The organism is Ruegeria sp. HKCCD7251 (genome assembly GCF_013031165.1).
GTDB lineage: Bacteria > Pseudomonadota > Alphaproteobacteria > Rhodobacterales > Rhodobacteraceae > Ruegeria.
Genome location: NZ_WPZC01000001.1, coordinates 520510 through 546306 on the forward strand (window position 1 = coordinate 520510; position 25797 = coordinate 546306).

The following is a 25797-nucleotide window of genomic DNA, read 5'->3' on the forward strand; positions in this document are numbered from 1 at the left end:
CGGCTTGGAAAACTGGTCACAGGTTAGAAGCTGAGGGTTAAAGCAATGTTTACCGGGATCGTTACAGATGTTGGCACTGTTACCGAGTTGGACCAGCAGGGCGATCTGCGGGCGCGGATTAAAACGGCCTATGATACAGTCGGCATTGATATCGGCGCCTCGATTGCCAGCGACGGTGTTTGTCTGACTGTAATCGCGTTGGGTGATGACTGGTACGATGTCCAGATCAGCGCTGAAACCGTGTCGAAAACCAACTTGGATAGTTGGCAGGTTGGCAAGCGTGTAAACCTGGAGCGTGCTCTGAAAGTCGGGGATGAACTGGGCGGGCACATTGTATCCGGTCATGTCGACGGTGTGGCCGAAGTTGTCGCGGTGGAAGACGAGGGCGACAGCACCCGTGTAACTCTGCGTGCGCCCAAGGACTTGGCGCGTTTCATAGCGCCCAAGGGCTCGGTCGCTCTGAATGGAACGTCCCTCACAGTCAATGACGTGGCAGGTTGCGATTTTGGCATCAACTTCATCCCGCACACCAAGGAAGTGACGACTTGGGGCGGCGTTTCTGTCGGTGACAAAGTGAACCTCGAGATTGACACTCTGGCCCGCTATGTCGCGCGTCTGGCCGAAATGTCCTGACCAGACGCCGCGTTCTGGCCGGTTCGGGGCGTTTGCAGACTGGCCTTTGCGCGCGTGGTGGTCTATCCACCCGTGCAAACTTGCTCAGCGAAAGGCTGCCCAATGAGCTTTGAAACCCCCGGACCCGTCGAGGCGCAATTGCGCGACGCGATCAGCCCGATCGAAGGGATCATCGAAGAGGCGCGCAAAGGCCGGATGTATATTCTGGTCGACCACGAAGACCGCGAGAACGAGGGCGATCTGGTTATCGCCGCCGAGTTCGCGGATGCCGAGGCGATCAACTTCATGGCCACCCATGGGCGGGGATTGATCTGCCTGCCGATGACGGCCGAACGCGTGGACGCATTGGGCCTGCCGATGATGGCGGTCAACAACTCGTCGCGTCATGAAACAGCGTTCACCGTATCGATCGAGGCGCGCGAAGGTGTGTCGACCGGGATTTCCGCCGCTGACCGCGCGCTGACCGTGGCGACCGCGATCAACGAACAGAACACCATGGCGGCCATCGCCACCCCCGGCCATGTCTTCCCCCTGCGCGCCAAGCGGGGTGGGGTGCTGGTGCGCGCAGGCCATACCGAGGCCGCAGTGGATATCTCGCGCCTGGCCGGGTTGAATCCCTCGGGCGTGATCTGCGAGATCATGAAACCCGATGGCACCATGGCGCGGCTGCCCGATCTGGTGGAGTTCGCCAAAACCCACGACATGAAAATCGGCACGATCAGCGATCTGATCACTTACCGCTCGCGCAATGACAATTTGGTGGTCGAGACCTCGCGGGAAACCGTCACCTCGGAATATGGTGGCGAATGGGAGATGCGGATTTTCACTGATCAAACCCACGGCATCGAACACGTCGTCATGGTCAAAGGTGACGTGACTACACCCGAGCCGGTTCTGACCCGTACTCACGCTTTGCATGAAGCGCCCGACATTCTGGGCCTTGGACCCAAATCCTCGCGCGAATTGCCGCGCGCGATGGAGAAGATAGCCGAAGAAGGCCGCGGCGTGGTCTGCCTGTTCCGCCAGCCGCGCAATTCGCTTTATGCCGCCGAGGACGAAGGCCCGCGCACCATCAAGCAAACCGGTCTGGGCGCGCAAATCCTGTCCAAGATGGGCATTCAGGAACTGGTGCTGCTGACTGACTCGCCCGAAACCGTATATCTGGGGCTCGACGCGTTTGGCCTGTCCATCGTCGGCACCCGCTCCATCCTCAAGGAAGACTGATCGTGGCTGAACAAGATAAACACGGCGTCCTGCCGACCCCGACCTTCGACAAACCGGTGAAGCTGCTGCTGGTGGTGGCCCCGTTTTATCGCGCTATCGCTGACAATATGGTCGCCGGTGCCAAGGCCGAGATTGAGGCAGCAGGTGGTACCTGTGACGTGGTCGAGGTTCCCGGCGCGCTGGAAATCCCGACCACCATCGCCATGGCAGACCGTCAGTGTAACTATGACGGCTATGTCGCGCTTGGTTGCGTCATTCGCGGCGAGACCACGCATTACGAAACGGTATGCAATGACTCCAGTCGTGCCATTCAGTTGATGGGCCTTCAGGGTCTGCTGATCGGCAACGGCATCCTGACCGTCGAGAATGACGAACAGGCCGAGGTTCGTGCGAACCCCGAAAAGATGAATAAAGGCGGCGGGGCAGCCGCTGCGGCCTTGCATCTGATCGCGCTCAGCCGTAAGTGGGGCTCTTCCAAAAAGGGCGTGGGCTTCAAGCCGCCGTCCGAGTCCATCCTTGTGGCGGGCGACAGCAACGGACCCACGACAGCATGACCCAGACAGACGCGCCGAAACCGGCCAACCAGAAACGCCTGATGAAATCCGCCGCCCGGTTGTATGCCGTGCAGGCGCTGTTCCAGATGGAGCAGTCGGGTCAGACCACCGAACAGGTTGTCAACGAGTTTCTGGATCACCGGTTTGGTGCCGTCTATGAGGGTGAGGAAATGCTGGACGGCGATATCCGCCTGTTCCGCAAATTGGTCGAAGACGCCGTGAACTATCAGGCACCGATCGACCAGATGACAGACCGCGCGCTGGTTGCCAAATGGCCTATCGCGCGCATCGACCCGACCCTGCGCGCTGCGTTCCGCGCCGCAGGCGCCGAGCTGACCCAAAGCGACACGCCGCCCAAGGTGGTCATCACTGAATTCGTCGACGTGGCACGGGCGTTTTTCCCCGAAGGGAAAGAGCCAAAGTTCGTCAACGCAGTTCTGGACCACATGGCGCGCGAGGCCCAGCCCGAGGCGTTCTGACGCCTTTACGCAGGGCCCATATGCGCTAGGCTGAACGTCGGAGCGCAAGGAGGCCCGCAATGCCCAAACTGATCCGTCTGTATATTACTCAGGTTGCCTGGGGTTTCGCGATCTCGGCAGTGTTTGTCGGTGTCTTGCTGGCGTTTAACGTGGCCAACCTGCGCAGCCTCATCACTGGGTCGGATATAGGACTGATTGCGCTGTTGATGATCTGGTTCATGAACGGCATCGTTTTTGCCGGTGTGCAATTCGCTTACAAGATCATGAGCATGGCTGAAAAACCCGGTGGCCCGCGCCGTGGCTCGCCGGTTGTGCACAGCTTTGAGCCTGCTGTCGTTCGTCGGGACGCCCCTGCGGGGAAATAAGCTAAGCTTGGAAAAATGTGGCGGGACCGCCAGTCAACCGTGCGGTGTGATTCCCGAGGACCTGTATGTACAGGTGGGCGCCAGGTAATCAGGCCAGGACCTGAACAGAGCCAGCCCCCTCGGAATTGCTTAAGGCCACCAGAATGCTACCAATCACAAGAAGGGCAGAACCCGCCAAGGGTCTAACTAGGTGTTGCTGACTGGATAAGCAAGGGGAGGCGGGTTGATTTTTGTTCTCTAATTGTTCACATTCCCCGGATGGTATTGGACTTGCAGCCTGGACAGAAGCTTGCACGCGGTGTCGCGCGCCATCTCAGCGCGCATGGATTTGTTTCTGTTGAAGAGTTTGTGCCCGTGCGTGGGTTGCGTGTGGATGTCATGGGGCTGGGCCCCAAGGGTGAGCTTTGGGTGGTTGAGTGCAAGTCCAGCCGCGCGGATTATCAGTCGGATGCCAAATGGCAGGGCTATCTTGAATGGTGTGATCGGTTTTTCTGGGCCGTGGATACTGATTTTCCAACAGACCTGCTGCCACAGGAAACCGGCCTTATTATCGCTGACGCCTATGATGCCGAGATTGTGCGCATGGCGCCCGAAGACAAGCTGGCGCCGGCAAGGCGCAAGAAAATGATACAAAAGTTTGCAACGGACGCGGCACGTAGACTGCACGCGATTCGCGATCCAAGGCTTTGAAAAATCAGCCTTTTACCTCGCGTGCGGCTTGCGCGGCGGCTCGGATTTCATCCGCAATCTCCTCGGCTTCTTCGGGGTCAAAATCCATCGGGACTTCCAGACCGTCGGCTTCGATGAACAGGCGCACCATGCCCTGATCGGTCGGGCCGATTTGCAGGTTGGCCTGAATGTCACGTTCGGTGTTGATGCCCATATTCGCCTCCGGAGATGAGCATTCGTGCTATCGCGCAAAGGCTTGAGAATCAAGACGCTGATGCGGTCAGATGCATTATGAACAATGCAAAGATAAGACCCTTTTGCGCTTCGGACGTGCCGTGGCTGGTTGAACAGCACGGGACCCTCTACGAGCGTGATGAAGGATTCGACGAAACCTTCGCACCGCTGGTTCAACGGATTCTTGAGGATTTCGTAGCGACCCATGACCCCGAGTTTGAGCGAGGCTGGATTGCCGAACAAGAAGGTCAGCGTTTAGGCAGTATTTTTTGCGTCAGACTGGACGATAGCACCGCAAAGCTGCGCCTGTTTTTTCTTGTACCCGAGGCGCGGGGAATGGGGCTGGGCAAACGCCTGTTGTACACATGTATGGACCACGCACGCACTGTAGGGTTCGGTCAGATGTCATTGTGGACGCACGAAAGTCACCGCGCCGCCTGCGCGCTTTACAAGGCGACAGGCTGGCATTTGACAGGCAGCAAACTGGTCCATTCCTTCGGTGTCGATCTTGTCGAACAAAGCTGGAAAATTCGGCTTTAATCCTCTTGCATTCCCCGGGCGCGTTCGGTAAATCGCCCCTCACGAGTGCCGCCTTAGCTCAGTTGGTTAGAGCGCTGGATTGTGGATCCAGAGGTCCCCTGTTCAAGCCAGGGAGGCGGTACCACTTCTCCCTGATCAGAGATTGGTGACACGGCAGGCTAGGCCGTTCATTCATGCATTGAAAATGAAGTAGCGCGCCGAAAATCAGCGCGCCAGGTTCAGCCTCAGCTTCATTTTGCTGCGCTTGGCGGCAGGCAGGTGCCGGTTCAGGCGCTTGTTGACCAGCCCGAACGCCCAGATGACCACGAGTGTCAGCAGGATGAAGTAGAAGGCCAGAATTGGGTAGGGAATGAAGGGGTTGAAGGTCTTGTCTGCAAAATACCCTGCGTAATACAGCGCATCGCCTCGTTGCTGCCAGACCGGAAACGCCGAGAAGAAGACCAGTGTGGTGGCGTGGAACAGAAAGATTGCTTCGTTCGTATAGGCAGGCCACGCCAGTCGCAGCATCGTGGGCCAGATGATGCGACGGAAGCGGGACCAACCTGTCAGGCCATAGGCGTCTGCAGCCTCGATATCGCCCTTGGGAATTGAACGCAGCGCGCCGTAAAAGATCTCGCCCGAATAGGCGGCCGTGTTGAAGAACAGCACGATTAGCGCGCCCAGCCAGGCCGAGGTCAGCGCATCAAGGAGCGGAAAGCTCTGCTTGAGAGACAAGAAGAAGAAATAGGCAAAGAAGAACTGGATGAACAGCGGCGAGCCCCGGAACAGAAAGATGAACCATTCCGACGGTTTACGCAGCCATACATTTGTTGACGCTTTGCCCAGTGCCAGTGCCGTGGCCAGAAAGAACCCCGTGACCAGCGCCATGATTCCGAAATAGATGTTCCAGATCATGCCTGAACCGATCAGGGTGAACTGTTCGCACAGGGTGAAATCAGCCTTGGGAATGGCCCGCTCGCCAATACCGATTGAGCGCAGGCCATAGTCCTGAATGGTCTGGATACAGCTCATGCGGTGGTCTCCTTGCGCAACAGCTCTCCGCCTGATGTGGCCTGACCGTGGGACAGGCGGCGCATCAGCCGTTCGAGACCAATTTCAGAAACTCGGGTCATGCCCAGGTAGAACACCAGCAGGGCAAGGAAATACCACATGCGCCAGTCGCCATGCGGGTATTGCGTGAATTTCGGGTTCTTGAACGCGCCCAGTTCGCGCGCCCAATAAACGATGTCTTCGATACCCAGCAGGAACAACAACGGCGTAGCTTTGATCAGCACCATCCATAGGTTCGACAGGCCGGGCAGGGCATACACCCACATCTGGGGCACAAGGATACGCCAGAAGGTCTGGCTGTGTGTCATCCCATAAGCCGCCGCCGTTTCCAATTGCGCATGGGGAACCGCGCGCATCCCGCCAAACAGGACGTTGGCGGCGAAAGCTCCGAACACGATGGAAAAGGTGATCACGGCCAGAAAGAAGCCATAGGTTTCGTGCACCCATTCGGGGGCTGTGCCCAGCGGCAATTTCGCCGACTGACAGACGATAAAATCATTGCCCTGCCGGATTGGGTCCGTCCATTCAGGACACAGTATCTTGTGCCGCGTCCATTCAAACGCCTGATCCAGCGCGATTACGAAAAACATGAAAAATGCGATGTCCGGCACGCCGCGCACGATCGCGATATATCCCTTTCCCAACCACGTTAGCGGCAGGATATGCGACCGGGCAGCCATGGCCCCCAGAAAGCCGAATCCCAAGGCTACGGGCGCGGTAATGGCCAGCAGCAGCAAAACCTTGAAGAAGGACAGGTAAAACAGCCAATGAACGCCGTTGGTCAAATAGCAAGAGAACCAACGGACAGTGCCGAGCGTTTCGGGATCAGTGCAGAACGAGAAAATGGCGGGCCTCTTTGACTGGCAAAGGCTCAGAATGCGGCGCGCCCGGTTGTCAGGCGCGCCGCAATTAGCAATTTAGAAGGTCGAGGACACTTCCCACTTGGTGATCAGCTTGTTCAGGCTGCCATCGTCCTTCATGGACTGGATGGCGGCGTTGAACTTCTCTTTCAGCTCACCGTCGGACTCGCGGATGCCCATGCCGACGCCACCGCCCAGCGGGACTTCGTCACCGACAAAGACCATGCCCGAGCCGTCTTCGGTGAAGGGCACCAGGAAGGATTTGTCAGCCAAAACCGCATCAGCTTCGCCATTGCGGACGGCTGCGATGGTTTCTTCGGGGCTTGCAAACTCCACCAGAGTTGCGCCGGAATCTGCAATGTAGCCAGCCTGAATGGTGCCTGTTTGGGCCGCCACGACGCCGCCTTCCAGATCAACACCATCGGACATGGCAACATAAGCCGACGGATCTGGCGGGGTGTAGTTCTGGGTGAAGTCGATGACTTCGTCCCGCTCATCGGTGATCGACATGCCGGCGATGATGGCATCATAGTTGCCCGAGACCAGGTTCGGGATGATCGAATCCCAGTCGTTCTTGACCCATTCGCAATCCAGGCTGGCGCGCTTGCACAGCTCGTCGCCCAGTTCGCGCTCGAACCCGTCGATCTCGCCCGCGTCGTTTACGAAGTTCCACGGTGCATAAGCACCTTCAGTGCCCAGACGGATCGTGTCCGCCATGGCCATGCCCGCGCCAAGCGCCAGCGCTGCTGTGGTCAGAATCAGGTTTTTCATTGGTAACTCCCCAGTTTAGTTCTTTCCTGAGTTTATGCCGCCTTGGTGGCGGATAGAAAGCCCTGAAGCCGTGCGGATTCAGGGGTGGTGAAGATGTCTTCCGGAAGGCCCTCTTCCTCGATCAGCCCTTGATGCAAGAACACCACGTGGCTTGAGATATCGGCCGCCATTTTCATGTCATGGGTCACGATGATCATGGTGCGGCCTTCAGCGGCCAGATCCTTGATAACCTTGATGACTTCCTGCTCCAACTCAGGGTCCAGCGCCGAGGTCGGTTCGTCAAACAGCAGCGCCTCGGGCTCCATGCACAGTCCGCGCGCAATCGCGGCACGTTGTTGCTGACCGCCTGAAAGTTGCGCCGGATATACGTCGCACTTGTCGCCGATACCGACTTTTTCCAGATATTTCCGCGCGCTGTCCTCAACTTCGGTCTTGTCACGGCCCAACACGGTGACCGGGGCTTCCATGACGTTTTGCAGGATTGTCATGTGGGCCCACAGGTTGAATTGCTGAAACACCATCGACAGGTTGGTGCGGATACGCAGAACCTGTTTTGCGTCGGCGGGACGACGGTGTTGACCTTGGCTTGCCCAACGGACGGGTTCGCCCTTGAACAGAATTTCCCCCTGCTGACTGTCTTCCAGCAGGTTGCAACAGCGTAGAAGCGTGGATTTACCAGACCCGGACGACCCGATCAAAGACACCACATCACCGCGTCTGGCCGTAATATCCACCCCTTTCAGCACTTCTAGATTGCCGAAACTCTTGTGTAGGTTTTTGATTTCGATGACCGGAGTGGAATCTGTCACGGGAGCCCTGAGTGTTATTGGTGTTGGTGCGGTACTAGGGCTTAAATTTTTGAGCAATGCAATGCGCAAATGATGCGTTACCGCTCAGAAACTGTCAAAATGACCAGACGTTCTGGCCAAATCGGTCAGGGATTGAGCAAGTCGGCAGCCGCTTGCGGTGGATTGGGAACAGCCAGATAGTCATCCGCCGGGATGTAGATAAGGTCCCGCAGAAGCAGCAGTTCTGCGTCCTGATCAGACAATTCGGTTATCGCCTTTTGAGTTGCCCGTGCGATGGCGGCTGCGTCTTGCCCGATGGCCGTGATGAAGGGAAGGGCGGGTGTCGGGGATGTTTCTTCAACAGGGCGCAACGCTGTTCCCAAGTCTGAGAGTTTCTTCAACGACGCCCAAGTGACGGCATCCAGACAGGCATAGTCGGCGCGACCATCCGCAACCGCTTGGGCTGAATACGCGTGACCGCCAGTCATAAGCAATTCAGACGGAAACTGGGCGGCTTTGGCAAGGTGAACCATAGGAGCGGCCCAGCCGGACTGCGAAAGCGCCTCGTTATAGGCAAATGTCCCGCCTGCAAGCTCTTTCAACCCACGGGGGTCATCCTGCCGAGCAACAAAGACCGAACGATAATGCCCCGGTGGACATCCCGGCAGCCCGTAATCCGGTGTTCCAACCAGTTGCACCTTGCCGTGCAATCGGGTGCGGTAGGGCATCCCGCATGTCTGGGCGAACAGAAGGTCGGGACTCTGCCATATGCTCCATGCATCTTGGTCCCGTGTCAGGCTGGCGGGGCCGAAGCCAAGGTTTTCACGAATCAAAAGCCAGAAATGATCATTCGCGGATCGAACAGCGGGCATGTCATACATGCCCAACGCAGCGATCACGCCTTGGCTGCCTTTTGCCGCGCCAGGGCCGAGTCGACATCGCTGACCCCCAACAAGCTGACCACCAGTCGCAAAAGGGAATCTTCCTCTCCCGTGCGGTGCCCATCGGCCAGCGCAACCGACCACATTGCCTGAACCACGGCAAGCCGATCTTCATATTGGACGGCTTCCTTGATCGCGCGGGTAAAGCGGACGGTGTCCGGGGCTTCGGCCTCAAGATCTTCGGCGCGAGCGCGCAGGGCGGCCGCTTCGAACGGGGACAGGCCATAGCGTTCGGCGGAAATTCGGTCGATCCGCGCCATCTCGCTGTCGGCATAGTCGTTGTCTGACCGAGCAATGCGGACCAATAGGGCGGTCAACGCCAATCGCGCATCGTCATCGGCAAGCGGGTCGGGCTGAGGCTGAGTAAGCCGGGACAGGAATTCACTGAACATGCGAAAGATATAGAGGCCGACTAGGTTTCTTCCAAGCGCCTTTGCACGCGGCCGCGTGCAGCTTGGCTGTCGTTGAAGCTGAGGCCCATCGCAATACGGGCTTCCTCGACGATCTTCATCTCGCCTTCGTCGGAATTGCCGTCGGCCAGAACGACCTCCCACAGGGCGTCTAGGGCGGCCAGCCTCTCGTGCAGGTCTGTGGTCTCGCGGATCAGTTTGCCGAACGTGTCTGTCTCGGGGGCCGCCGCGTGCAGTTTTTCGCAAGTGGCGCGGACCTTGGCGGCCTCAATCGCGTTGTGCTGGTACAGACGGGCAAGTATCCGATCAATCAGGCTGATTTCTTCCAGCTTATAGTCGCGATCCGCCTGCGCCACGCGCACCATCAACGCACCCAACGCCAATTCAGCGTCCGGGTCGGGCAGATTCGTATGCTGTGGCGGGCGAAACGCCTGAAAGAACTTCTTCAACATAATTTTAGAATATTCCATATTTTGTAGCCCGCCAAGCACGGACTACATGTCATGGACTGGAATCGTCAAAATCCCGCTGTGTGGGTTTCAGCGGGCCATAAGGCCCTGAAGTTTAGTTCAGAGCCTTTGTCGCCTGTTCTTGCAGCCATCCCAACATCTGTTTGTAGGGCACGGGGCCATAGCTGATGCGCGCCACGCCCAGTGATGCCAATGTTGCAGTGTCCGGTGTTCCGGGCAGGGCGATGATGTTTACAGGCAATTCGGTCGATTCGCATAACCGCGCGATAAGCACCTCATCCTTCAGTCCCGGCGCAAAAAAGCCGCTGGCCCCTGCTTCGGCATAGGCTTTGGCGCGTGCGATTGCATCGTCCAACATGTCATCGCTATGTGTATCGGGCCTGGCCTTGAGGAAAATATCTGTGCGCGCGTTGATAAAGGCGGGAATCCCGGCGGCATCACAGCCCTCGCGCATTGCCCGTACCCGCGCTTCCTGAGTCTCGATGTCATACAACTCTTTCGTGCCGACGATCTGATCCTCGAAGTTGAAACCGATCACCCCGGTTTCCAAGGCACGTTCGACATTTGCGGCCACGCCAAGCACGTCCGATGCGTAAGCCCCTTCGAAATCCAGTGTCACAGGAAGATTGACGGCCGACACAATGCGACGGGCATTGTCCAGCGCGGCCTCCATGGGAATGTTCTCACCATCCCCGTACCCCTGCGCCATCGCGACCGGGGCGCTACCCGTGGCAATCGCTTTGGCCCCGGCATCACGCACGGCACCGGCGCTGCCAGCGTCCCAGATATTGTACAGAATAACCGGGTCGCCCTTCTTGTGCAGGGCGGCAAAGGTTTCTGCGCGTGTGATCTGATCTGTCATGGCCGGTCTCCTGTCGTTGTTGTGACGACAGTTAAAGGCGCAAACAGCCGATGCGTACAGAATTTTTCGCATCGGCTGTCACAAGGCAGTGATCCTGTGAAGGTCAGACCAGACGAGAGGTATCCTTGGCCGCGCGCACAAACTCGCGGAACAACGGATGCGGGTCGAACGGCTTCGACTTTAGTTCAGGGTGATACTGAACACCGATGAACCACGGATGGTCCGACCATTCGACGATTTCCGGCAGACGTCCGTCAGGAGACATGCCCGAGAATTTGAGCCCGGCCTTTTCCAATTGCTCGCGGTATTTGATATCGACCTCATAGCGGTGGCGGTGGCGTTCTTCGATGTTGGTGCCGCCGTAGATCTCGGCCACTTTCGAGCCATCGGCCAGAACCGCATCATATGCGCCCAGACGCATGGTGCCGCCTTTGTCGTCGCCGACTTTGCGTTCGACCTTGTGGTTGCCCTGAACCCATTCCTTCAGGTGATAGACCACAGGTTCAAAACGCTTTTTGCCGGCTTCGTGGTCGAACTCTTCGGAACCCGCCTCTTTGATGCCAGCCGCGTTCCGGGCTGCTTCGACAACCGCCATCTGCATGCCAAGACAGATACCCAGATAGGGAACCTTGTGCTCGCGCGCGTATTGCGCGGCTTTGATCTTGCCTTCCGTGCCGCGCTCGCCAAAGCCACCGGGGACAAGGATGGCGTGGAATCCTTCCAGATGGGGCGCGGCGTCTTCTGTATCGAACACCTCGGCGTCAACCCACTCGACCTTGACCTTGACGCGGTTGGCCATGCCACCATGAGTCAACGCCTCGGCAATCGACTTATAGGCGTCTTCTAGTTGGGTGTATTTACCGACGATGGCGACCTTTACCTCGCCTTCGGCGTTGTGGATTCGATCACTGACGTCTTCCCATTTCGCCAGATCGGGTTTCGGGGCAGGGCTGATCTGGAACGCGTCCAGAACTGCCTGATCCAGACCTTCCTTGTGATAGGCCAGCGGCGCGTCGTAGATCGTGCTAAGGTCCTGCGCCGCGATCACGCTGTCAGGGCGCACGTTGCAGAACAGGGCCAGCTTTTCACGTTCTTTCTTTGGGATAGGACCTTCCGACCGGCAAACCAGAATGTCAGGGGCCAGACCGATCGAGCGCAGCTCTTTGACCGAATGCTGGGTTGGCTTGGTTTTCAACTCGCCCGAGGCCTTGATGTAGGGCAGCAGCGTCAGGTGCATGAACAGGCACTGGCCGCGCAGCTTGTCCTGGCTAAACTGACGGATGGCTTCGAAAAAGGGCAGGCCCTCGATATCGCCGACGGTGCCGCCGATCTCACACAGCATGAAATCAACCTCATCCTCGCCAATGGCAATGAAATCTTTGATTTCGTTGGTGACGTGCGGGATCACCTGAATGGTCTTACCCAGATAGTCGCCGCGGCGCTCTTTCTCGAGCACATTCGAATAAATCCGCCCCGAGCTGACCGAGTCGGTCTTGCGCGCGGCGACTCCGGTGAAACGCTCATAGTGGCCAAGGTCCAGATCGGTTTCGGCCCCGTCATCGGTGACGAACACCTCACCATGTTCAAACGGAGACATAGTGCCGGGGTCGACGTTCAGATAGGGGTCCAGCTTGCGCAGCCGGACCGAGTATCCGCGTGCCTGCAACAAGGCACCCAAAGCTGCCGAGGCCAACCCTTTGCCCAAGGACGAAACCACACCACCGGTGATGAAAATAAAACGCGCCATGTTGTTCGGCTAGCTCCCGTGAGACGTCAAAATCAGCTGCCCGACGGTTCCGAAAAACCGTTGCATCACGGGACTCCATACATAAAGGATTCGCGCCCAAAGCGCAAGAGAACCGCAAGATGCTGTTGCAGTTCTCTGTCAGGATTCTAGGTTTTGTGGATCAGTCGGCCTGCGGGATCAGCGGCGCGTTGTCGCCCTGTACCGGAGGCAGAAGATCGTCCGCCGACGGAACCGCCGGTGCGCTTTCTTCAGTCGCAGCCGGGGCGGGAACGCCCAACCGGTCGATAACCGAGCTGCCCGAGGATTTCTGAGCCGCCAGAATCGTCAGCGTGATCGACGTGACGATAAAGCACGCCGCCAGAATCCATGTGACCTTGCCCAACGCAGTTGCAGCCGCGCGGCCGCTAACGGCGCCGCCACCGCCGCCACCCATGCCAAGACCACCGCCTTCGGACCGCTGCATCAGGACGACGGCGATCAGGCCCAGAGCCAGAAGAAGATGGATGATGAGAACGACGTTTTCCATGGTGGTCCTGTACAGCGTGGCGTGTATCGCGTGGTACTTATGCAAGTTTGGTTCCGGGGGCAAGTCACGAGTTTCCATCAGGATCAATGATGTGTCTTATCACGGCAAAGGGACTGGACAGATCGGCGGATCGTGGCGCAACCTGCGGCCATGCCCCATGATGATCACGACCACCCGCACGCCCTTTTGCCACCCGAACCTGCCTTGCGCGTCAAGGCGCTCGAGACGATTCTGACTCGCAAGGGGCTGGTTGACCCCGCGGCTTTGGATGAGATTATCGACACCTACCAAAACAAGATAGGCCCTCAGAATGGTGCGCTTGTCGTCGCAAAGGCGTGGACGGACCCGGAATTCAAACGCGCTTTGCTTGAGGATGCGACCCCGGTTGTTGCTGATCTTGGATTTTATGGGCGGCAGGGCGAACACATTGTAGTGGTCGAGAATACGCCTGCCCAACATAATATGGTAGTTTGCACCTTGTGCAGTTGTTACCCGTGGCCGCTGCTCGGTATCCCCCCGGGGTGGTACAAGTCCGACGCGTATCGCGCGCGTGCCGTTCGGGAACCGCGTAAAGTACTGACCGAGTTCGGCGTGACGCTGCCATCCCAAACTGCCGTTCGGGTTTGGGACTCGACCGCCGAGATCCGCTATCTGGTTTTACCAATGCGGCCCAAGGGCTCTGTATCGCTTGACGAAGACGCTCTGGCCGCCCTGGTGACACGCGACAGCATGATTGGAACCGGTTTGCCCAAGGTGCCCTCATGACACGGGTTCACGACATGGGTGGGCGGTTTGGCGATGGCCCGGTAGTCCCCGATGCCGTAGACGCGCCGGTTTTTCCCCAGGAGTGGCATGGTCGCGCATTGGCTGTAACTCTGGCAGCAGGCTTTCTAGGCCAGTGGAACATCGACATTTCGCGCCATGCGCGTGAGCGCTTATCGCCGAAGGATTACACGCGGTTTTCCTATTACGAAAAATGGATATCTGCCTTGGCTGACTTGTTGGTCGAGCAAGGTGTTCTGACATTGGCCGACTTGAGAGGGGCGGAACAAGAGGGGCCGCATCCTCTGGCATCAAGGACGCTCAAAGCTGAAGCCGTTAGTGCCGCGCTATCCAAAGGTGGTCCAGCGGATCGACCGTCCAACGTGCCAGTGCGATATGAAATCGGCCAGTACGTTCGGACCGTTCACCCTGCTTCCAATCGGTTGGTGGATGGCGGTCACACACGATTGCCAGCCTACGCCGCTGGAGCCGAGGGGCGGGTTCTGCGTGTTCACGGCAGCCATGTCTTACCGGACTCAAACGCGCACGGCCTCGGAGAATCGCCCGAGCCGCTTTATGCAGTGGTTTTCGACGCATCGGAACTTTGGGCAGCGCCCGAAAATCCCAAGGACGAGGTCGTACTAGACCTCTGGCAAAGTTATCTGGAGCCATCATGACCGATTGCATCGCGCATACAGCTCCCGAGCCGGTATTTGCCGAACCATGGCACGCTCAAGTCTTTGCCGTGACAGTTGCGCTGAACGAAGCGGGGCGATTCGATTGGCCGGAATGGGCGACACGATTTTCTGCTACGTTGAAGCGTCACGGGTTGAAGAAGGAACTCGATGGCGGCGAGTATTATTTTCGCGCTTGGCTTGAGACACTGGAAACGCTTCTGGCGGATAGTGGTGAAACCAGTGCCGGCGATATCGACGATGTATCAGCGGCATGGGAAAAAGCGTATTTGACCACACCCCATGGCAGCCCTGTTGAATTGAGTGCCGACTAGGGGCTCTGCCCCCGCCGCGCGTTCCGCGCGCCTCCCCCGGGATATTTGTAGCCGGATGAAGCGGGGGATCCGTTCTTCATCTGGCTATAAATATCCCCGCCGGAGGCATCGCGCGCAGCGCGGTTATGGTCTGCGGCGAATTACCGGTTTCCCTGCCGCTTTCTCCTCGTTATACGAGCCGAGTTTGATATCTCAGCGCAAAAGGACCGGATATGGCCAATGTGGTTGTTGTCGGCGCCCAGTGGGGTGACGAAGGAAAAGGCAAGATCGTCGACTGGCTCAGTGAGCGGGCAGACGTCATCGCGCGTTTTCAGGGTGGGCATAATGCCGGGCACACGCTGGTCATCGATGGTGAAGTTTACAAGCTGAACGCGCTGCCTTCAGGTGTGGTACGTGGTGGCAAGCTGAGCGTGATCGGCAACGGTGTTGTTCTGGATCCTTGGCACTTGGTGAACGAAATCGCCTCGATCCGCAAACAGGGGGTCGAGATCACCCCGGAAACGTTGATGATTGCTGAAAACACGCCCTTGATCCTGCCCATTCACGGTGAGCTGGACCGAGCGCGGGAAGAAGCGGCAAGCAAGGGTACCAAGATCGGTACCACAGGGCGCGGCATCGGCCCGGCTTATGAGGATAAGGTTGGGCGCCGCTCGGTGCGCGTTGCTGATCTGGCTGATGAGGCGACGCTTGAGGCACGGGTTGATCGGGCGCTGCAACACCATGATCCGTTGCGCAAAGGTCTGGGGATCAAAGCCGTGGATCGTGACGCGCTGATCGCTCAGTTGAAAGAGATCGCCTCGAAAATCCTGCCTTTTGCGGCTCCGGTCTGGAAAGTGCTGAATGAAAAGCGCAAGGCGGGGAAACGCATTCTGTTTGAAGGGGCGCAGGGGGCGCTGCTGGATATTGATTTTGGCACCTATCCTTTCGTGACGTCTTCGAACGTGATCGCAGGGCAGGCCGCAACGGGCGTAGGCATTGGGCCGGGGTCGGTGGATTTTGTTCTGGGTATCGTCAAAGCCTATACCACCCGCGTCGGTGAGGGACCTTTCCCGACCGAGCTGGATGACGAGGACGGCCACCGTCTGGGCACTCGGGGTCATGAATTTGGAACGGTGACAGGACGCAAACGCCGCTGCGGGTGGTTCGATGCCTGCCTTGTTCGTCAGACCTGTGCCACCAGCGGTGTAAACGGCATCTCGCTGACCAAGCTGGATGTGCTTGACGGGTTTGAGACGCTGAAAATCTGCGTGGGTTATGATCTGGACGGCGAGCGACTGGATTACTTGCCGACCGCCGCAGATCAGCAGGCCCGCTGTAAACCGATCTATGAAGAAATGCCGGGTTGGAGCGAATCCACCGAGGGCGCCCGCAGTTGGGCAGACCTGCCTGCCAACGCCATCAAATATGTGCGCCGGGTCGAAGAACTGATCGAATGCCCGGTTGCCCTGTTGTCGACAAGCCCGGAGCGGGACGACACCATTCTGGTGACTGACCCGTTTGCAGATTGATGGGCACCGATCAGAAACCAGGACTCAGCTATAAGGCACGCCGTCGTTGGTCGATGGTGTTGCTGCTGGTTGGTCTGCCGGCCTATATCGTGGCGGTGGTGACAATTGTGAATTGGCTCGACCGACCGCCGATCTGGTTGGAACTGCTGGTCTATGTCGTGCTTGGCGTCTTGTGGGCTTTGCCATTTAAGTTCGTGTTTAAGGGCGTCGGCAAAGAAGATCCGGATCAGCCATCGGAATAGGCGGTTTTTACTGCCTGTTTACGTGCTCGGGTAATGGCCAAGTCAGGATTGCGCGCGCTAAGGCGTGATACTCGCCCGAAATTTCTTCGGCGAGGCTGAACGGGCTTGGCCATGGTGTGGTCAGTGTGGCCTCGACCTGTCCGGTGACAAGCTTCAATTCAGCTTTGTGTTTTGCCGCCAGACGGCGCATTTTCTGGTTCGTCGCCAGGCACAGCATATGAACCTCGCGAATGCCTCGGTTTCGCGCGGCTGCAATGATCCGAGAGAATAGGGCGTCGCCGATACCGCGGTCTTGCCAAGATGCTTCGACTGTCATCGCAACTTCTGCCACGAAATTCTGGCTATCGGGTACAGTCCGAAGCTCGCCAACACCTCGCAGGCAGGAATCTGGAAAGGCCCCGAAAACAAGCGCGGCATTGTCAAATATTCCGTCCAGATAGTTTTGCACGAATTCCGGTCTGACAGGGACGCCAAACCGAGAGGTCAGCGTGTCTTCGTTTAGGTTTCTGTAATGGCTTATTATTTTCGGTTTGTCGTATATTCGAAGGCGCCGTATTGGGAGTTCATACATGGCACGACTCCTGTTTTAACGAATTGTGGGCATCAAATTAGATGGCGACAGGTTACCATTATTCTGCAGTGCAGCAAAAAGGACGTTTCGTCACAATCGGGCGCGGAGGTATCAGTTTGAATAGGCAAAAGAAAAGGCCGGTGCATAGCACCGGCCCTTTGATTTCAAGCTTGTATATGGTCAGCCAGCGGCGCGTTCGTCATTTGGGCGAAAGCCAATCTGGTTTGACGCTGCAAATCGTCCGCCGCCTGCTTTCTCGATCTTGCCGTCGCGCAGCAACTGACCGAAGGACCGCAGGCTTTCTTCGCGGTTGAACTCATCTTGCTTGAGTGAGCGAATCTTATTCATCAACTGCGGGCGCGAGAATTGCTCCTGACCTTCGATGAACGACAGGTAGGCCGCTGCGGCCTCAAGCAGATCGGGCAGGGACTGCGCGCCTTGCTCTTGCGCGAAGGATGCAAATCCACCTTCCTCGCTCGCCTGATCTTCATCCTCGGACTTTACACGGCGGGGCGTAACGGGGCCGGCATCTTCGTCGTGAGTGTCAATGCGTTGTTCTGCCACCAGCTTCAACGGAGCCAGCGTATTCGATTGCGGGCGCATGCTGGTCACCTGAACCTCGGGGCGGCGAGGGTTGACTACGGACGATGTCAGGTTGCGATATTCTTCTTCCTCATCGTCTGCCTCGGGCTGTTCTTTGCGCTCTGCTTCGGTTGCAGCTACAGCCGCGCGGAGGTGAGAATAGGTCTCGCGCTGTGTGTTCGCCGGATCGTCCATCTGAACACCGGCTTTGTCCATCAGGCGCGTCAAGTCCTGGTCTGATGCCGCTGAATCGGCTGCGGGTTCGTTCGCACGATTGGCAAGAAACGCCTCAACCTCAGAGATTTCGCTAAGGAGGTTTTCTTCGTCCTGCGCGCTCAGAACACCTTCTTCGGCAGCGGTCTCTTCAATTTCGACATCGTCGTTGTCCGAGGCATCCTGGCTGAGGATATTGAGGATTTCTTCGTCTTTGTCTTGTTCGTCATCCGAAAGCTTGATTTCAGTCTCGGCAATCTCTTCCTCGATCACGTCCTCGGTGGGCAGCACCGAGGTTTCGTCCAGATCTTCGACGGCTTCAATCACCGCCTCAATGGACGGATCGTATTCTTCGGCAAGCTCGTCCAGTTCAGCAACCGGTTCCACGGCTTCGGGAGCCGCCTCGGCCGTGGGCATCTGGTCGTCTTCGGCAATTGGTGCGGTGTCCTCTGCTTCGAACGGCGCTGCGTCGGCTTGGGCAACATCTTCTGCCGGGACGTCTTCCTGCAGGTCTGCCGCGCTCAACGAACCGGCTTCAAAGGCGGCAGCGACGGCATCCGAGGGGCCAGCGGCCTCTCTCATCAGCGTCGTTTCTTCGTCCTCAGCGTAAATGACCGAATTCTCGTCGGTATGGGATACGACGGCACGGATGCGCTGCAGCTTGGCGGCTATACTGTCAGCGGCCGGGGCAGGGGCGTTTTCAACCGCTTCCGCGTCATCAAAGAAAACAGCGGGGGCTTGTTCCGGCTCTGCCGCGCTCGGCGCTTGCTCTACTGGCGTTGCAGGTTCGGAAGGCGCTGCCGCAACTTCGGTTGCACGCAGCAAAAGGCCGCTTTCGTTCTGGCGGGCTTCCACGCGTGTGGATGCGTCGCGCTGCGCGATGCGGGCCAACATCTCGGCGTCGGGCTGGGGAGGTTCTGACCCAAAGTACCGGTCTTCCGCAGCAAGGTCGCGAAAGTACTCGGCGATGGCCTTCATCGTTTCGAAGGAATCGTCAAAGCCTTCCAAAGTGCATGAGAAGGTTCCGTAGGAAACGGTTAAAACCTTGTTATTCTGTACCATCAGACGCACGTCCTTTACAAACTACCTGAACCAACCTGCCCAGGTCCGGGCACCCCTATTGGTTCGAAACTTTGCTTATAAACCTATCATTTTGTGGTCTGAATGTGTCCAAAACCGGGAAAAATGATCAATCTTAGAAAAAATATGCCAATTGTGCGCTCTGACGAGCCAATTGTGCTGGTCGGAGGCGGGCAAATTGGGCCCCGCGATCTGGAAATCGCGCTGATTCGCGCAGGTAGGGTCGTAGCTGCCGATGGCGGAGCGATACCGGTGCTTGAGGCTGGACATATCCCCGAGGCCGTGATCGGTGATTTCGATTCGTTGGAGGCATCCCACAAAGCGCAGATTCCATCCGACCGTCTGTTTCCAATTCGTGAACAAGACAGCACGGACTTTGACAAGGCATTGCGCAGCGTAGACGCGCCGTTGATCCTGGGGGTCGGGTTTCTTGGCGGGCGGTTGGATCACCAATTGGCCGTGCTTAACGGGTTGGTCAGGCGGCAGGATCGGCCCTGCGTCCTGTTGGGGGAGCATGAGGTCGTGTTTCACGCACCGCCAAACATCAGGCTTGCGCTTGCGCCGGGGGACGTCGTCTCATTGTTTCCATTTCAGCAGGTAACGGGGCGGAGTACGGGGTTGGAATGGCCGATCGACACGCTGGTCCTGGAACCTGACGGAGTGGTCGGGACATCGAACCGGGCAATATCTGAGGTTACGCTAACCATGGACACGCCGGGGTTGTTGGTAATGGTCCCAAGGACGGCTTTGGATACGGTTATGCAGGCGTTTCAGTCGGGGCAGATCGGGCGCTGGCCCGTTCGCGCAGAATGACATAGAGGCCGGCCAGAACGGTGATCGTAATACCGATCGCGGCCATGCCGTTGGGCAGGTCCAAAAAGACCAGCCAGCCGAACAGGGTGGCGACTGGTATCTCAAGGTACTGCATCGGGGCCAGCGTCGCCGAGGGCGCATAGCGCAGTGACCACGTCATAAACAGATGCGCGACGGTCCCAAGCAGGCCTATCGCCAAGAACAGGAAATGGGTGCCTTCAGTTGGGACGACCAGCGAAAGGTGCCAGACCTCCGTCGCGGTTCCAGCGATCAGGGCGGGCAAAATGATGATGGTGGCCATCGCACCCGAAACAGCTTGAAGGGCAATCGGGTCGGCCTCTTTCGCTATTTGTCGCGTGACCAGCATGAACAGTGCAAAGACGATGGCGACGACCAGGGGCAGAAGGGCAGCCGCTCCGACCTGAATGAAGCTTGGCTGGATAACCATCAGCGTCCCCGCGAAACCTACGGCGCAGGCCACAAGGCGCCTCAGGCCGACTTCTTCGCCCAGCACGTAACGGCCCAGCAACAGCATGATGAAGGGCATGACAAAGGCGATGGCCACCGCGTCGGCCAACGGCAGATATTGCAGGGCGCTGAACATCGCGCTGATACCGAGAATGTGCAAAATCGTTCGAATGGCCGTCAGGCGCAGTACGCGCCCCCGCATCCGCCAATGTCGTCCCGTCAAAGCAACCAGCGGGATCAGGACCATCGCCTGCACCGCGAAACGGACGAAGACAAGCATCGCAACGGGCGTTGTCTCACCCAAAAGCTTGGCCATCGCGTCGCCCAAGGGGGCGAGCACGCAAAACCCAAGCATCAAGACGATGCCGAAGACGGGGCGATCCTGTGTCATGCCCGCGACGCTAAGTTGAATGGGGGTATTCGGGCAAGGGCTGTACTTGGGTGTAGTCTGGCCCAATGCAGACCGGCAGATCGTCATTCAGCCTAAGCCATTCCAGCTTTTCTTCGTGGGCTACATGCAGCGTCGGCTGCAAAGCGTCGGGATTGTCCAGCGTCGCGACGTATAGATGCAGGATGCCCGACATCGCCTGAGACCGAAACGAGATCGGCGTGCCGCATTCCGGGCAGAAACTGCGTTCAACGCCGGGCGAAGACGTAAAGGTCTTTGGTTCCTTGCCCGTCCAGCGCCACTGGCCGTCGCGCACCCCGAATTATGTTGTCATTGGTGCGGCGCATTGCCGTCGGCAACTGTCGCAGTGGCAGGTCACGCAGGACAGGGCAGGGGGATCGACCTCAAAGGTTATAGAACCACATAGGCAGTGTCCGTGCATAAGGCTCCTCCGACTCGGGGCTCAACAATTGGGCACGTTCACGGCCAGACCACCCAACGATGTTTCTTTGTACTTTTCATGCATGTCATGCCCGGTTTGGCGCATGGTTTCGATGACTGCGTCCAAGGGGACAAAGTGACGACCATCACCGCGCAACGCTAAAGACGCTGCGGAAACTGCTTTGATTGCGCCCAACCCGTTGCGCTCGATACAGGGAACCTGAACCAGCCCCGCGACCGGGTCACAGGTCATGCCCAAGTGGTGCTCCAACGCAATTTCAGCCGCGTTTTCCACTTGCTCAGGCGTGCCACCCATCACAGCGCACAGCCCCGCCGCAGCCATTGCCGAGGCGCTGCCAACCTCGGCCTGACACCCAGCTTCGGCACCCGAGATCGACGCGTTGAACTTGACCAGCCCGCCAATGGCAGCCGCAGTCAGCAAGAAATCCTCAATATGCGTTTCCGAAGCACCGGGCACGTGATCGAGGTAATAGCGCAGGACCGCAGGCAGAACCCCGGCAGCGCCGTTTGTTGGCGCTGTTACGACCTGACCACCGGCGGCGTTTTCCTCGTTTACGGCCATGGCGTAAACGCTCATCCAATCGTTGATGGTGTGCGGGGCATTCAGGTTCATCCCTCGTTCAGCCTGAAGCGCGTCGTGGATACCCTTAGCGCGGCGGCGCACGCTCAGGCCACCGGGCAGAATGCCATCGGTGTGCAGGCCGCGCTCGATACAGTCGTTCATGACTTGCCACAGACGGGCCGAGCCTTTGGCAAAACTGTCGGCGCACCCGCGCGCGATCTCATTGGCGCGCTTCATCTCGGCGATGTTTTTGCCGCTGGCCTTGGCCATGTCCAGCATTTCGACCGCCGATTTGAACGGAAAGGGGACGGGGGCGCCTTCGTCGGTGGCTTTGCCTGCGGCCAGTTCTTCTTCGGTCAGGACAAACCCGCCCCCGATCGAATAGTAGACCTGCCGCAGGATTACGTCGCCTTGTGCGTCCGTGGCCATCAGGATCATGCCGTTGGCGTGGCCCGGTAGGGTGTGATCGTAATCAAAGACCAAATCCGCCTTGGGGTCGAAATGCAGCGTCGGCAAACCATCGGGGGTAACGCTGTGGCTCTCTTTGATGGCCAGCAGCGCGGCTTCGGCTTTTTCATTGTCGTAAGTATCGGGAACAAATCCAGCCAGCCCCAGTATCGTCGCGCGGTCCGTGGCGTGCCCAACACCTGTAAAAGCAAGAGAGCCGTGCAGCGAGCCGCGCAGGCCCGCAAATTCGAACGGAGAATCGCGCATAAGGTCCAGAAAACGTGCCGCGGCCACCATCGGACCCATTGTGTGCGACGAGGACGGGCCGATGCCCACTTTGAACATATCGAAGACAGACAGGAACATATCAGGTAGCGGAGCCTTCTGGAGGGTTAGCATAAGTCGGAGAAGTAAACGGTGTAACCCCCAACCCTTCGGCTTTGATAACCGCGCGGGTCGCAGGGCGGGTTTCCAGGTGCATAAGCACGTCGCGCAGGCGCGGTGTATCAAGCACTTGATACCAACTGCGGTCGGACTGCGCGGGGTAGAGGGCCATCCAACGCATCTGGCAAGCGAGGTAATACGTTAGAACCGAGGGTTTCTCGGGGTGCAGCCAGTCCGGGGTTTGCTCTGCTGTGGCTTCCAGAACCTGAAGGTGCTGGCGCAATCTCTGGCGTATTCCTGCGCGCAAAGGATCGGCCTGCGCTGCCTCAATGTATTTTTCTGCATAAAAAAGGATGCGCAGGTCAGCGTGTAGAGTGTTCGATGCAAAGAACAGCCACTTCAAGAACGCGGCCCGGTCGGGGCTGTGCGGTGCAGGTGCAAGTTGTGAATGGGTGTCGGCCAGCCAAAGCAAAATCGCGGCCGTTTCAAAAATCGGGCCCTGAGGGGTTTCGAGGACCGGAATCAGACCGTTGGGGTTCAGCGCGCGATAGGCCGCACCGTCTTGTGCATTCTGACTGCGATCGACCAGAGCCGTATCGTAGGGCAGGCCCATCTCTTCCATCGCCAGCCGGATCACCAGCGAGGCGTTGTCGGGGGCATAGTGCAGACGGTAGCGCGCGTTCATAACGCTGTGTACACCGCTGCGCAGAAGGCGAAACCATCGATTGCGACGTTTCCAATCGGAAACGCGTAGTTTTCAGCCGCGCAAGCATTGCGAAATGTTTTATTCGCTCTCGCAGTCGCCGCAGGCATTCCGTATAAGTCCGGCAGCAAAATAAGGATTTACGGCGATGATCGGAGAGTTGTCACCCATCGACAAAGCCAAATATGTCGCCGCGCGCCGCGCGGCTGACATGGTGCAGGACGGAATGCGCGTCGGGCTTGGCACCGGGTCGACTGCCGACTGGATGGTGCGCCGTTTGGGGGAACGGGCGCAGCAAGAAGACCTGAAGATCAAGGGTGTGCCAACTTCGACCCGCACGGCGCAACTGGCCCGTGAGGTCGGGATTGACGTTGTCTCTCTGGATCAGGCTGGATGGCTGGATATCACCATTGATGGCGCGGATGAGTTTGACGGCGAACTGAACCTCATCAAAGGCGGTGGCGGAGCGCTGCTGCAGGAAAAGATCGTCGCCACAGCCAGTGATCAGATGGTCGTGATCGCAGATGCCGGCAAAGAGGTTGAAACGCTGGGCGCGTTTCCACTGCCGATCGAAGTCATTCCATTCGGCTGGCAGACAACACGCACTTTGATCGAAGAAGTGCTGGATACGATGGATGTGTTGGGCACCTCGACCGCGTTGCGCATGATCGGGCAAGCACCGTATGTGACTGACGAAGGCAACCACATTCTGGATCTGCACCTTCAGCGTATTGGGAATGTGCGGCAGTTGGCATTGGTCTTGAACCAGGTCCCCGGTGTGGTTGAGAACGGATTGTTCGTGGATATCTGTGACCAGATCGTGATCGGTTATGGGGATGGCCGTGTCGAAGTGCGCGATATCAACGAAGGGACAACCGAAGTGGATCAGCCCACTGAAGGCGGAGAAAACCTGTTCGCGGATCTTGCGGATTAACAAGGTGGTTAAGCTGAACTTTGCGCGAACGCGAATAGCTCAGCGAACTTTCTGAAACATCAAGGGTTAGCAGTTTGGTAATCGACCCCAGATACTCAACGAATTTTGGCTTGAAAGAACAAGGGAACTCAGGATGAGCTTTGACTATGATCTGTTTGTCATCGGCGGAGGCTCGGGCGGGGTCCGCGCGGCGCGCGTTGCTGCCGGGGAAACCGGGGCAAAAGTCGCACTTGCAGAAGAAGACCGTTATGGCGGTACATGTGTCATCCGGGGATGCGTGCCCAAGAAACTGATGGTGTTTGCCAGCGAATTCTCGGGCACGGTCGAAGACGCGCAGGCGTATGGCTGGGACATTCAGCCCGGTGCATTCAACTGGAACACCTTTCACGGCAAGCTGGTCGCTGAGCTTGACCGGCTCGAAGGTATTTATCGTAATATCCTGAAGAACAACGGCGTCGAAAGCTTTGACCAGCGCGCTCATGTAGTTGATCCGCATACTGTCGAGTTGGCGGACGGAACGCGCAAGACCGCCAAGCATATCCTGATCGCCACTGGTGGCCGCCCGGTTGTGCCGGATTTTCCGGGGTCGGACCTGGCGATCACATCGAACGAGATTTTCCATCTGGAGAAGCTGCCCGAAAGCATCCTGATTGTCGGAGGCGGCTATATCGCCAGTGAATTTGCCGGGATCATGAACGGGTTGGGCGTGAAAACCACTCAGTTTTATCGGGGTGCGCAAATCCTGCGGGGCTTTGACGAAGAAGCCCGTGGCCTGATCTGCGAAGAAATGCGCCAGAACGGCATCGACGTCCGTTTGGGGACCAACGTGCTTGAGATGACCAAAGAGGGCGAGCAGATCCGTGTGAAAGCCACTGACGGTACCGAGGACCGGTTCGATGTGGTCATGTACGCAACGGGCCGTGCCCCAAATGCCGACGATCTTGGACTTGAAGCGCTGGGCGTTGCGCGCGGACGCAAGGGTGAAATCGTCGTTGATGAATACAGCCAGACCGCTGTGCCCTCGATCTATGCCATTGGGGATGTGACTGACCGGGTGAACCTGACGCCGGTAGCGATTCGCGAAGGCATGGCGTTTGTTGAAACGGTCTTCCAGGGCAATCCGACCCCGGTAGATCATGAGCTGATCCCAACGGCGATCTTCACACAACCTGAAATGGGAACCGTCGGCCTAAGTGAAGAAGAGGCTGCCGCACAGGAGCCAATCGAGGTTTATGCCACGTCGTTCAAACCCATGCAGAAGGCTTTTGCAGGTGGAACGCAGCGGGTTTTGATGAAGCTGATCGTCAGTCAGGAAACCCGTAAGGTGCTGGGCTGTCATATCGTGGCACCGGGCGCGGGCGAGATGATCCAGCTTGCAGGTATCGCCGTTAAAATGTGCGCCACCAAAGAAGATTTCGACCGCACCGTCGCCGTTCACCCGGTCATGGCAGAAGAGCTGGTGACAATGCGGCAACCTGTACGCACTGCTTGATTTGCAACTGCGCGCACACAAGTTACAAGGGAACCCGTGATCACACGGTCCAAC

At 58.0% G+C, this 25797-nt stretch carries 32 protein-coding genes and 1 tRNA gene; 16 read left to right on the forward strand and 17 right to left on the reverse strand.

Annotated elements, in window-relative coordinates:
* Positions 1–45: 45 nt before the first annotated feature.
* From GOX75_RS02530 to GOX75_RS02555, 6 genes are all read left to right on the forward strand, one after another.
* Entirely contained in the window at positions 46–633 is a 588-nt protein-coding gene (locus GOX75_RS02530; protein ID WP_171120996.1) for a riboflavin synthase, read from the forward strand.
* 102 nt (positions 634–735) lie between these two features.
* A complete protein-coding gene (ribB, locus tag GOX75_RS02535) occupies positions 736–1857 on the forward strand; it encodes a 3,4-dihydroxy-2-butanone-4-phosphate synthase (protein ID WP_171120998.1) in 1122 nt (373 codons plus the stop codon).
* A 2-nt stretch (positions 1858–1859) separates the two neighbouring features.
* On the forward strand, positions 1860–2411 hold the full coding sequence (locus GOX75_RS02540) for a 6,7-dimethyl-8-ribityllumazine synthase (RefSeq protein ID WP_171121000.1): 552 nt from the start codon (positions 1860–1862) through the stop codon (positions 2409–2411).
* Complete coding sequence (gene nusB, locus GOX75_RS02545) at positions 2408–2890, forward strand: transcription antitermination factor NusB (protein WP_171121002.1); 483 nt, start codon at positions 2408–2410, stop codon at positions 2888–2890. The genes GOX75_RS02540 and nusB overlap by 4 nt, the downstream gene beginning before the upstream one ends.
* A 59-nt stretch (positions 2891–2949) precedes the next feature.
* Positions 2950–3255: a hypothetical protein gene (locus GOX75_RS02550; protein WP_171121004.1), complete on the forward strand. Its 306-nt coding sequence runs from the start codon at positions 2950–2952 to the stop codon at positions 3253–3255.
* Between the two features lie 258 nt (positions 3256–3513).
* A complete protein-coding gene (locus tag GOX75_RS02555; protein WP_171121006.1) occupies positions 3514–3945 on the forward strand; it encodes an MmcB family DNA repair protein in 432 nt (143 codons plus the stop codon).
* Positions 3946–3949: 4 nt separating this feature from the next.
* Here GOX75_RS02555 and GOX75_RS02560 read toward each other — a convergent pair whose 3' ends face one another.
* The gene (locus tag GOX75_RS02560) at positions 3950–4138 is read right to left on the reverse strand and encodes a DUF6324 family protein (protein ID WP_171121008.1); all 189 of its coding nucleotides are present in this window, start codon (positions 4136–4138) and stop codon (positions 3950–3952) included.
* A gap of 77 nt (positions 4139–4215) precedes the next feature.
* On the opposite strand from GOX75_RS02560, the gene GOX75_RS02565 reads away from it, so the two are divergent.
* On the forward strand, positions 4216–4698 hold the full coding sequence (locus GOX75_RS02565; protein ID WP_171121010.1) for a GNAT family N-acetyltransferase: 483 nt from the start codon (positions 4216–4218) through the stop codon (positions 4696–4698).
* A 47-nt stretch (positions 4699–4745) separates the two neighbouring features.
* A tRNA-His gene (locus GOX75_RS02570) sits at positions 4746–4822 on the forward strand.
* Positions 4823–4902: 80 nt separating this feature from the next.
* On the opposite strand, the gene GOX75_RS02575 is transcribed toward GOX75_RS02570, so the two are convergent.
* From GOX75_RS02575 to secG, 10 genes are all read right to left on the reverse strand, one after another.
* Positions 4903–5709 carry an ABC transporter permease gene (locus tag GOX75_RS02575; RefSeq protein WP_171121012.1) on the reverse strand — a complete coding sequence of 269 codons (807 nt, stop codon included), beginning with the start codon at positions 5707–5709 and terminating at the stop codon, positions 4903–4905.
* Positions 5706–6593 (reverse strand): ABC transporter permease subunit, encoded by an 888-nt coding sequence (locus GOX75_RS02580; RefSeq protein ID WP_171121691.1) that lies wholly within the window; start codon positions 6591–6593, stop codon positions 5706–5708. Before GOX75_RS02580 ends, GOX75_RS02575 begins: the two co-directional genes overlap by 4 nt.
* 72 nt (positions 6594–6665) lie before the next feature.
* Positions 6666–7379, reverse strand: coding sequence for a transporter substrate-binding domain-containing protein (locus GOX75_RS02585; protein WP_171121014.1), 714 nt, complete (start codon positions 7377–7379; stop codon positions 6666–6668).
* A 32-nt stretch (positions 7380–7411) separates the two neighbouring features.
* Positions 7412–8188, reverse strand: coding sequence for an ATP-binding cassette domain-containing protein (locus GOX75_RS02590; protein ID WP_171121017.1), 777 nt, complete (start codon positions 8186–8188; stop codon positions 7412–7414).
* A 125-nt stretch (positions 8189–8313) separates the two neighbouring features.
* A complete protein-coding gene (locus tag GOX75_RS02595; RefSeq protein ID WP_171121019.1) occupies positions 8314–9066 on the reverse strand; it encodes a PhnD/SsuA/transferrin family substrate-binding protein in 753 nt (250 codons plus the stop codon).
* Positions 9063–9500, reverse strand: coding sequence for a TerB family tellurite resistance protein (locus tag GOX75_RS02600; RefSeq protein WP_171121021.1), 438 nt, complete (start codon positions 9498–9500; stop codon positions 9063–9065). Before GOX75_RS02600 ends, GOX75_RS02595 begins: the two co-directional genes overlap by 4 nt.
* A gap of 20 nt (positions 9501–9520) precedes the next feature.
* On the reverse strand, positions 9521–9970 hold the full coding sequence (locus tag GOX75_RS02605) for a TerB family tellurite resistance protein (RefSeq protein ID WP_171121692.1): 450 nt from the start codon (positions 9968–9970) through the stop codon (positions 9521–9523).
* A 112-nt stretch (positions 9971–10082) separates the two neighbouring features.
* Complete coding sequence (locus tag GOX75_RS02610; protein ID WP_171121023.1) at positions 10083–10850, reverse strand: isocitrate lyase/phosphoenolpyruvate mutase family protein; 768 nt, start codon at positions 10848–10850, stop codon at positions 10083–10085.
* A 103-nt stretch (positions 10851–10953) separates the two neighbouring features.
* A complete protein-coding gene (locus tag GOX75_RS02615; RefSeq protein ID WP_171121025.1) occupies positions 10954–12597 on the reverse strand; it encodes a CTP synthase in 1644 nt (547 codons plus the stop codon).
* A 160-nt stretch (positions 12598–12757) separates the two neighbouring features.
* The gene (secG, locus tag GOX75_RS02620) at positions 12758–13123 is read right to left on the reverse strand and encodes a preprotein translocase subunit SecG (RefSeq protein WP_171121693.1); all 366 of its coding nucleotides are present in this window, start codon (positions 13121–13123) and stop codon (positions 12758–12760) included.
* A 150-nt stretch (positions 13124–13273) separates the two neighbouring features.
* Here secG and nthA point away from each other — a divergent pair, with 150 nt between their 5' ends.
* The 5 genes from nthA (at position 13274) to GOX75_RS02645 (ending at position 16644) form a co-directional block, all read left to right on the forward strand.
* Positions 13274–13888: a nitrile hydratase subunit alpha gene (nthA, locus tag GOX75_RS02625; RefSeq protein ID WP_171121694.1), complete on the forward strand. Its 615-nt coding sequence runs from the start codon at positions 13274–13276 to the stop codon at positions 13886–13888.
* Positions 13885–14562, forward strand: a complete 678-nt coding sequence (gene nthB, locus GOX75_RS02630) for a nitrile hydratase subunit beta (protein ID WP_171121028.1) — start codon at positions 13885–13887, stop codon at positions 14560–14562. Before nthA ends, nthB begins: the two co-directional genes overlap by 4 nt.
* A complete protein-coding gene (locus tag GOX75_RS02635) occupies positions 14559–14894 on the forward strand; it encodes a nitrile hydratase accessory protein (protein ID WP_171121030.1) in 336 nt (111 codons plus the stop codon). Before nthB ends, GOX75_RS02635 begins: the two co-directional genes overlap by 4 nt.
* Before the next feature lie 212 nt (positions 14895–15106).
* Positions 15107–16402 (forward strand): adenylosuccinate synthase, encoded by a 1296-nt coding sequence (locus GOX75_RS02640; RefSeq protein ID WP_171121032.1) that lies wholly within the window; start codon positions 15107–15109, stop codon positions 16400–16402.
* Positions 16402–16644: a DUF2842 domain-containing protein gene (locus GOX75_RS02645; protein WP_171121034.1), complete on the forward strand. Its 243-nt coding sequence runs from the start codon at positions 16402–16404 to the stop codon at positions 16642–16644. Before GOX75_RS02640 ends, GOX75_RS02645 begins: the two co-directional genes overlap by 1 nt.
* A gap of 7 nt (positions 16645–16651) precedes the next feature.
* Here GOX75_RS02645 and GOX75_RS02650 read toward each other — a convergent pair whose 3' ends face one another.
* Both GOX75_RS02650 and GOX75_RS02655 read right to left on the reverse strand, forming a co-directional pair.
* Positions 16652–17215: a GNAT family N-acetyltransferase gene (locus GOX75_RS02650; RefSeq protein WP_171121036.1), complete on the reverse strand. Its 564-nt coding sequence runs from the start codon at positions 17213–17215 to the stop codon at positions 16652–16654.
* Between the two features lie 180 nt (positions 17216–17395).
* On the reverse strand, positions 17396–19072 hold the full coding sequence (locus GOX75_RS02655) for a hypothetical protein (protein WP_171121038.1): 1677 nt from the start codon (positions 19070–19072) through the stop codon (positions 17396–17398).
* Between the two features lie 144 nt (positions 19073–19216).
* Here GOX75_RS02655 and GOX75_RS02660 point away from each other — a divergent pair, with 144 nt between their 5' ends.
* Positions 19217–19903 (forward strand): thiamine diphosphokinase, encoded by a 687-nt coding sequence (locus tag GOX75_RS02660; protein ID WP_254428678.1) that lies wholly within the window; start codon positions 19217–19219, stop codon positions 19901–19903.
* Here GOX75_RS02660 and GOX75_RS02665 read toward each other — a convergent pair.
* From GOX75_RS02665 to GOX75_RS02680, 4 genes are all read right to left on the reverse strand, one after another.
* Positions 19848–20762, reverse strand: a complete 915-nt coding sequence (locus tag GOX75_RS02665) for a DMT family transporter (protein ID WP_171121042.1) — start codon at positions 20760–20762, stop codon at positions 19848–19850. The genes GOX75_RS02660 and GOX75_RS02665 overlap by 56 nt on opposite strands.
* A gap of 10 nt (positions 20763–20772) precedes the next feature.
* The gene (locus tag GOX75_RS02670) at positions 20773–21075 is read right to left on the reverse strand and encodes a GFA family protein (protein WP_371808134.1); all 303 of its coding nucleotides are present in this window, start codon (positions 21073–21075) and stop codon (positions 20773–20775) included.
* A 147-nt stretch (positions 21076–21222) separates the two neighbouring features.
* On the reverse strand, positions 21223–22596 hold the full coding sequence (locus GOX75_RS02675; RefSeq protein ID WP_171121044.1) for an L-serine ammonia-lyase: 1374 nt from the start codon (positions 22594–22596) through the stop codon (positions 21223–21225).
* A gap of 1 nt (position 22597) precedes the next feature.
* Positions 22598–23299: a glutathione S-transferase family protein gene (locus GOX75_RS02680; protein WP_171121046.1), complete on the reverse strand. Its 702-nt coding sequence runs from the start codon at positions 23297–23299 to the stop codon at positions 22598–22600.
* Positions 23300–23465: 166 nt separating this feature from the next.
* Here GOX75_RS02680 and rpiA point away from each other — a divergent pair, with 166 nt between their 5' ends.
* Together rpiA and gor are read left to right on the forward strand one after the other, a co-directional pair.
* Positions 23466–24251, forward strand: coding sequence for a ribose-5-phosphate isomerase RpiA (gene rpiA / locus GOX75_RS02685; RefSeq protein ID WP_171121048.1), 786 nt, complete (start codon positions 23466–23468; stop codon positions 24249–24251).
* 133 nt (positions 24252–24384) lie between these two features.
* Entirely contained in the window at positions 24385–25743 is a 1359-nt protein-coding gene (gene gor / locus GOX75_RS02690) for a glutathione-disulfide reductase (protein WP_171121050.1), read from the forward strand.
* Positions 25744–25797 lie beyond the last annotated feature (54 nt).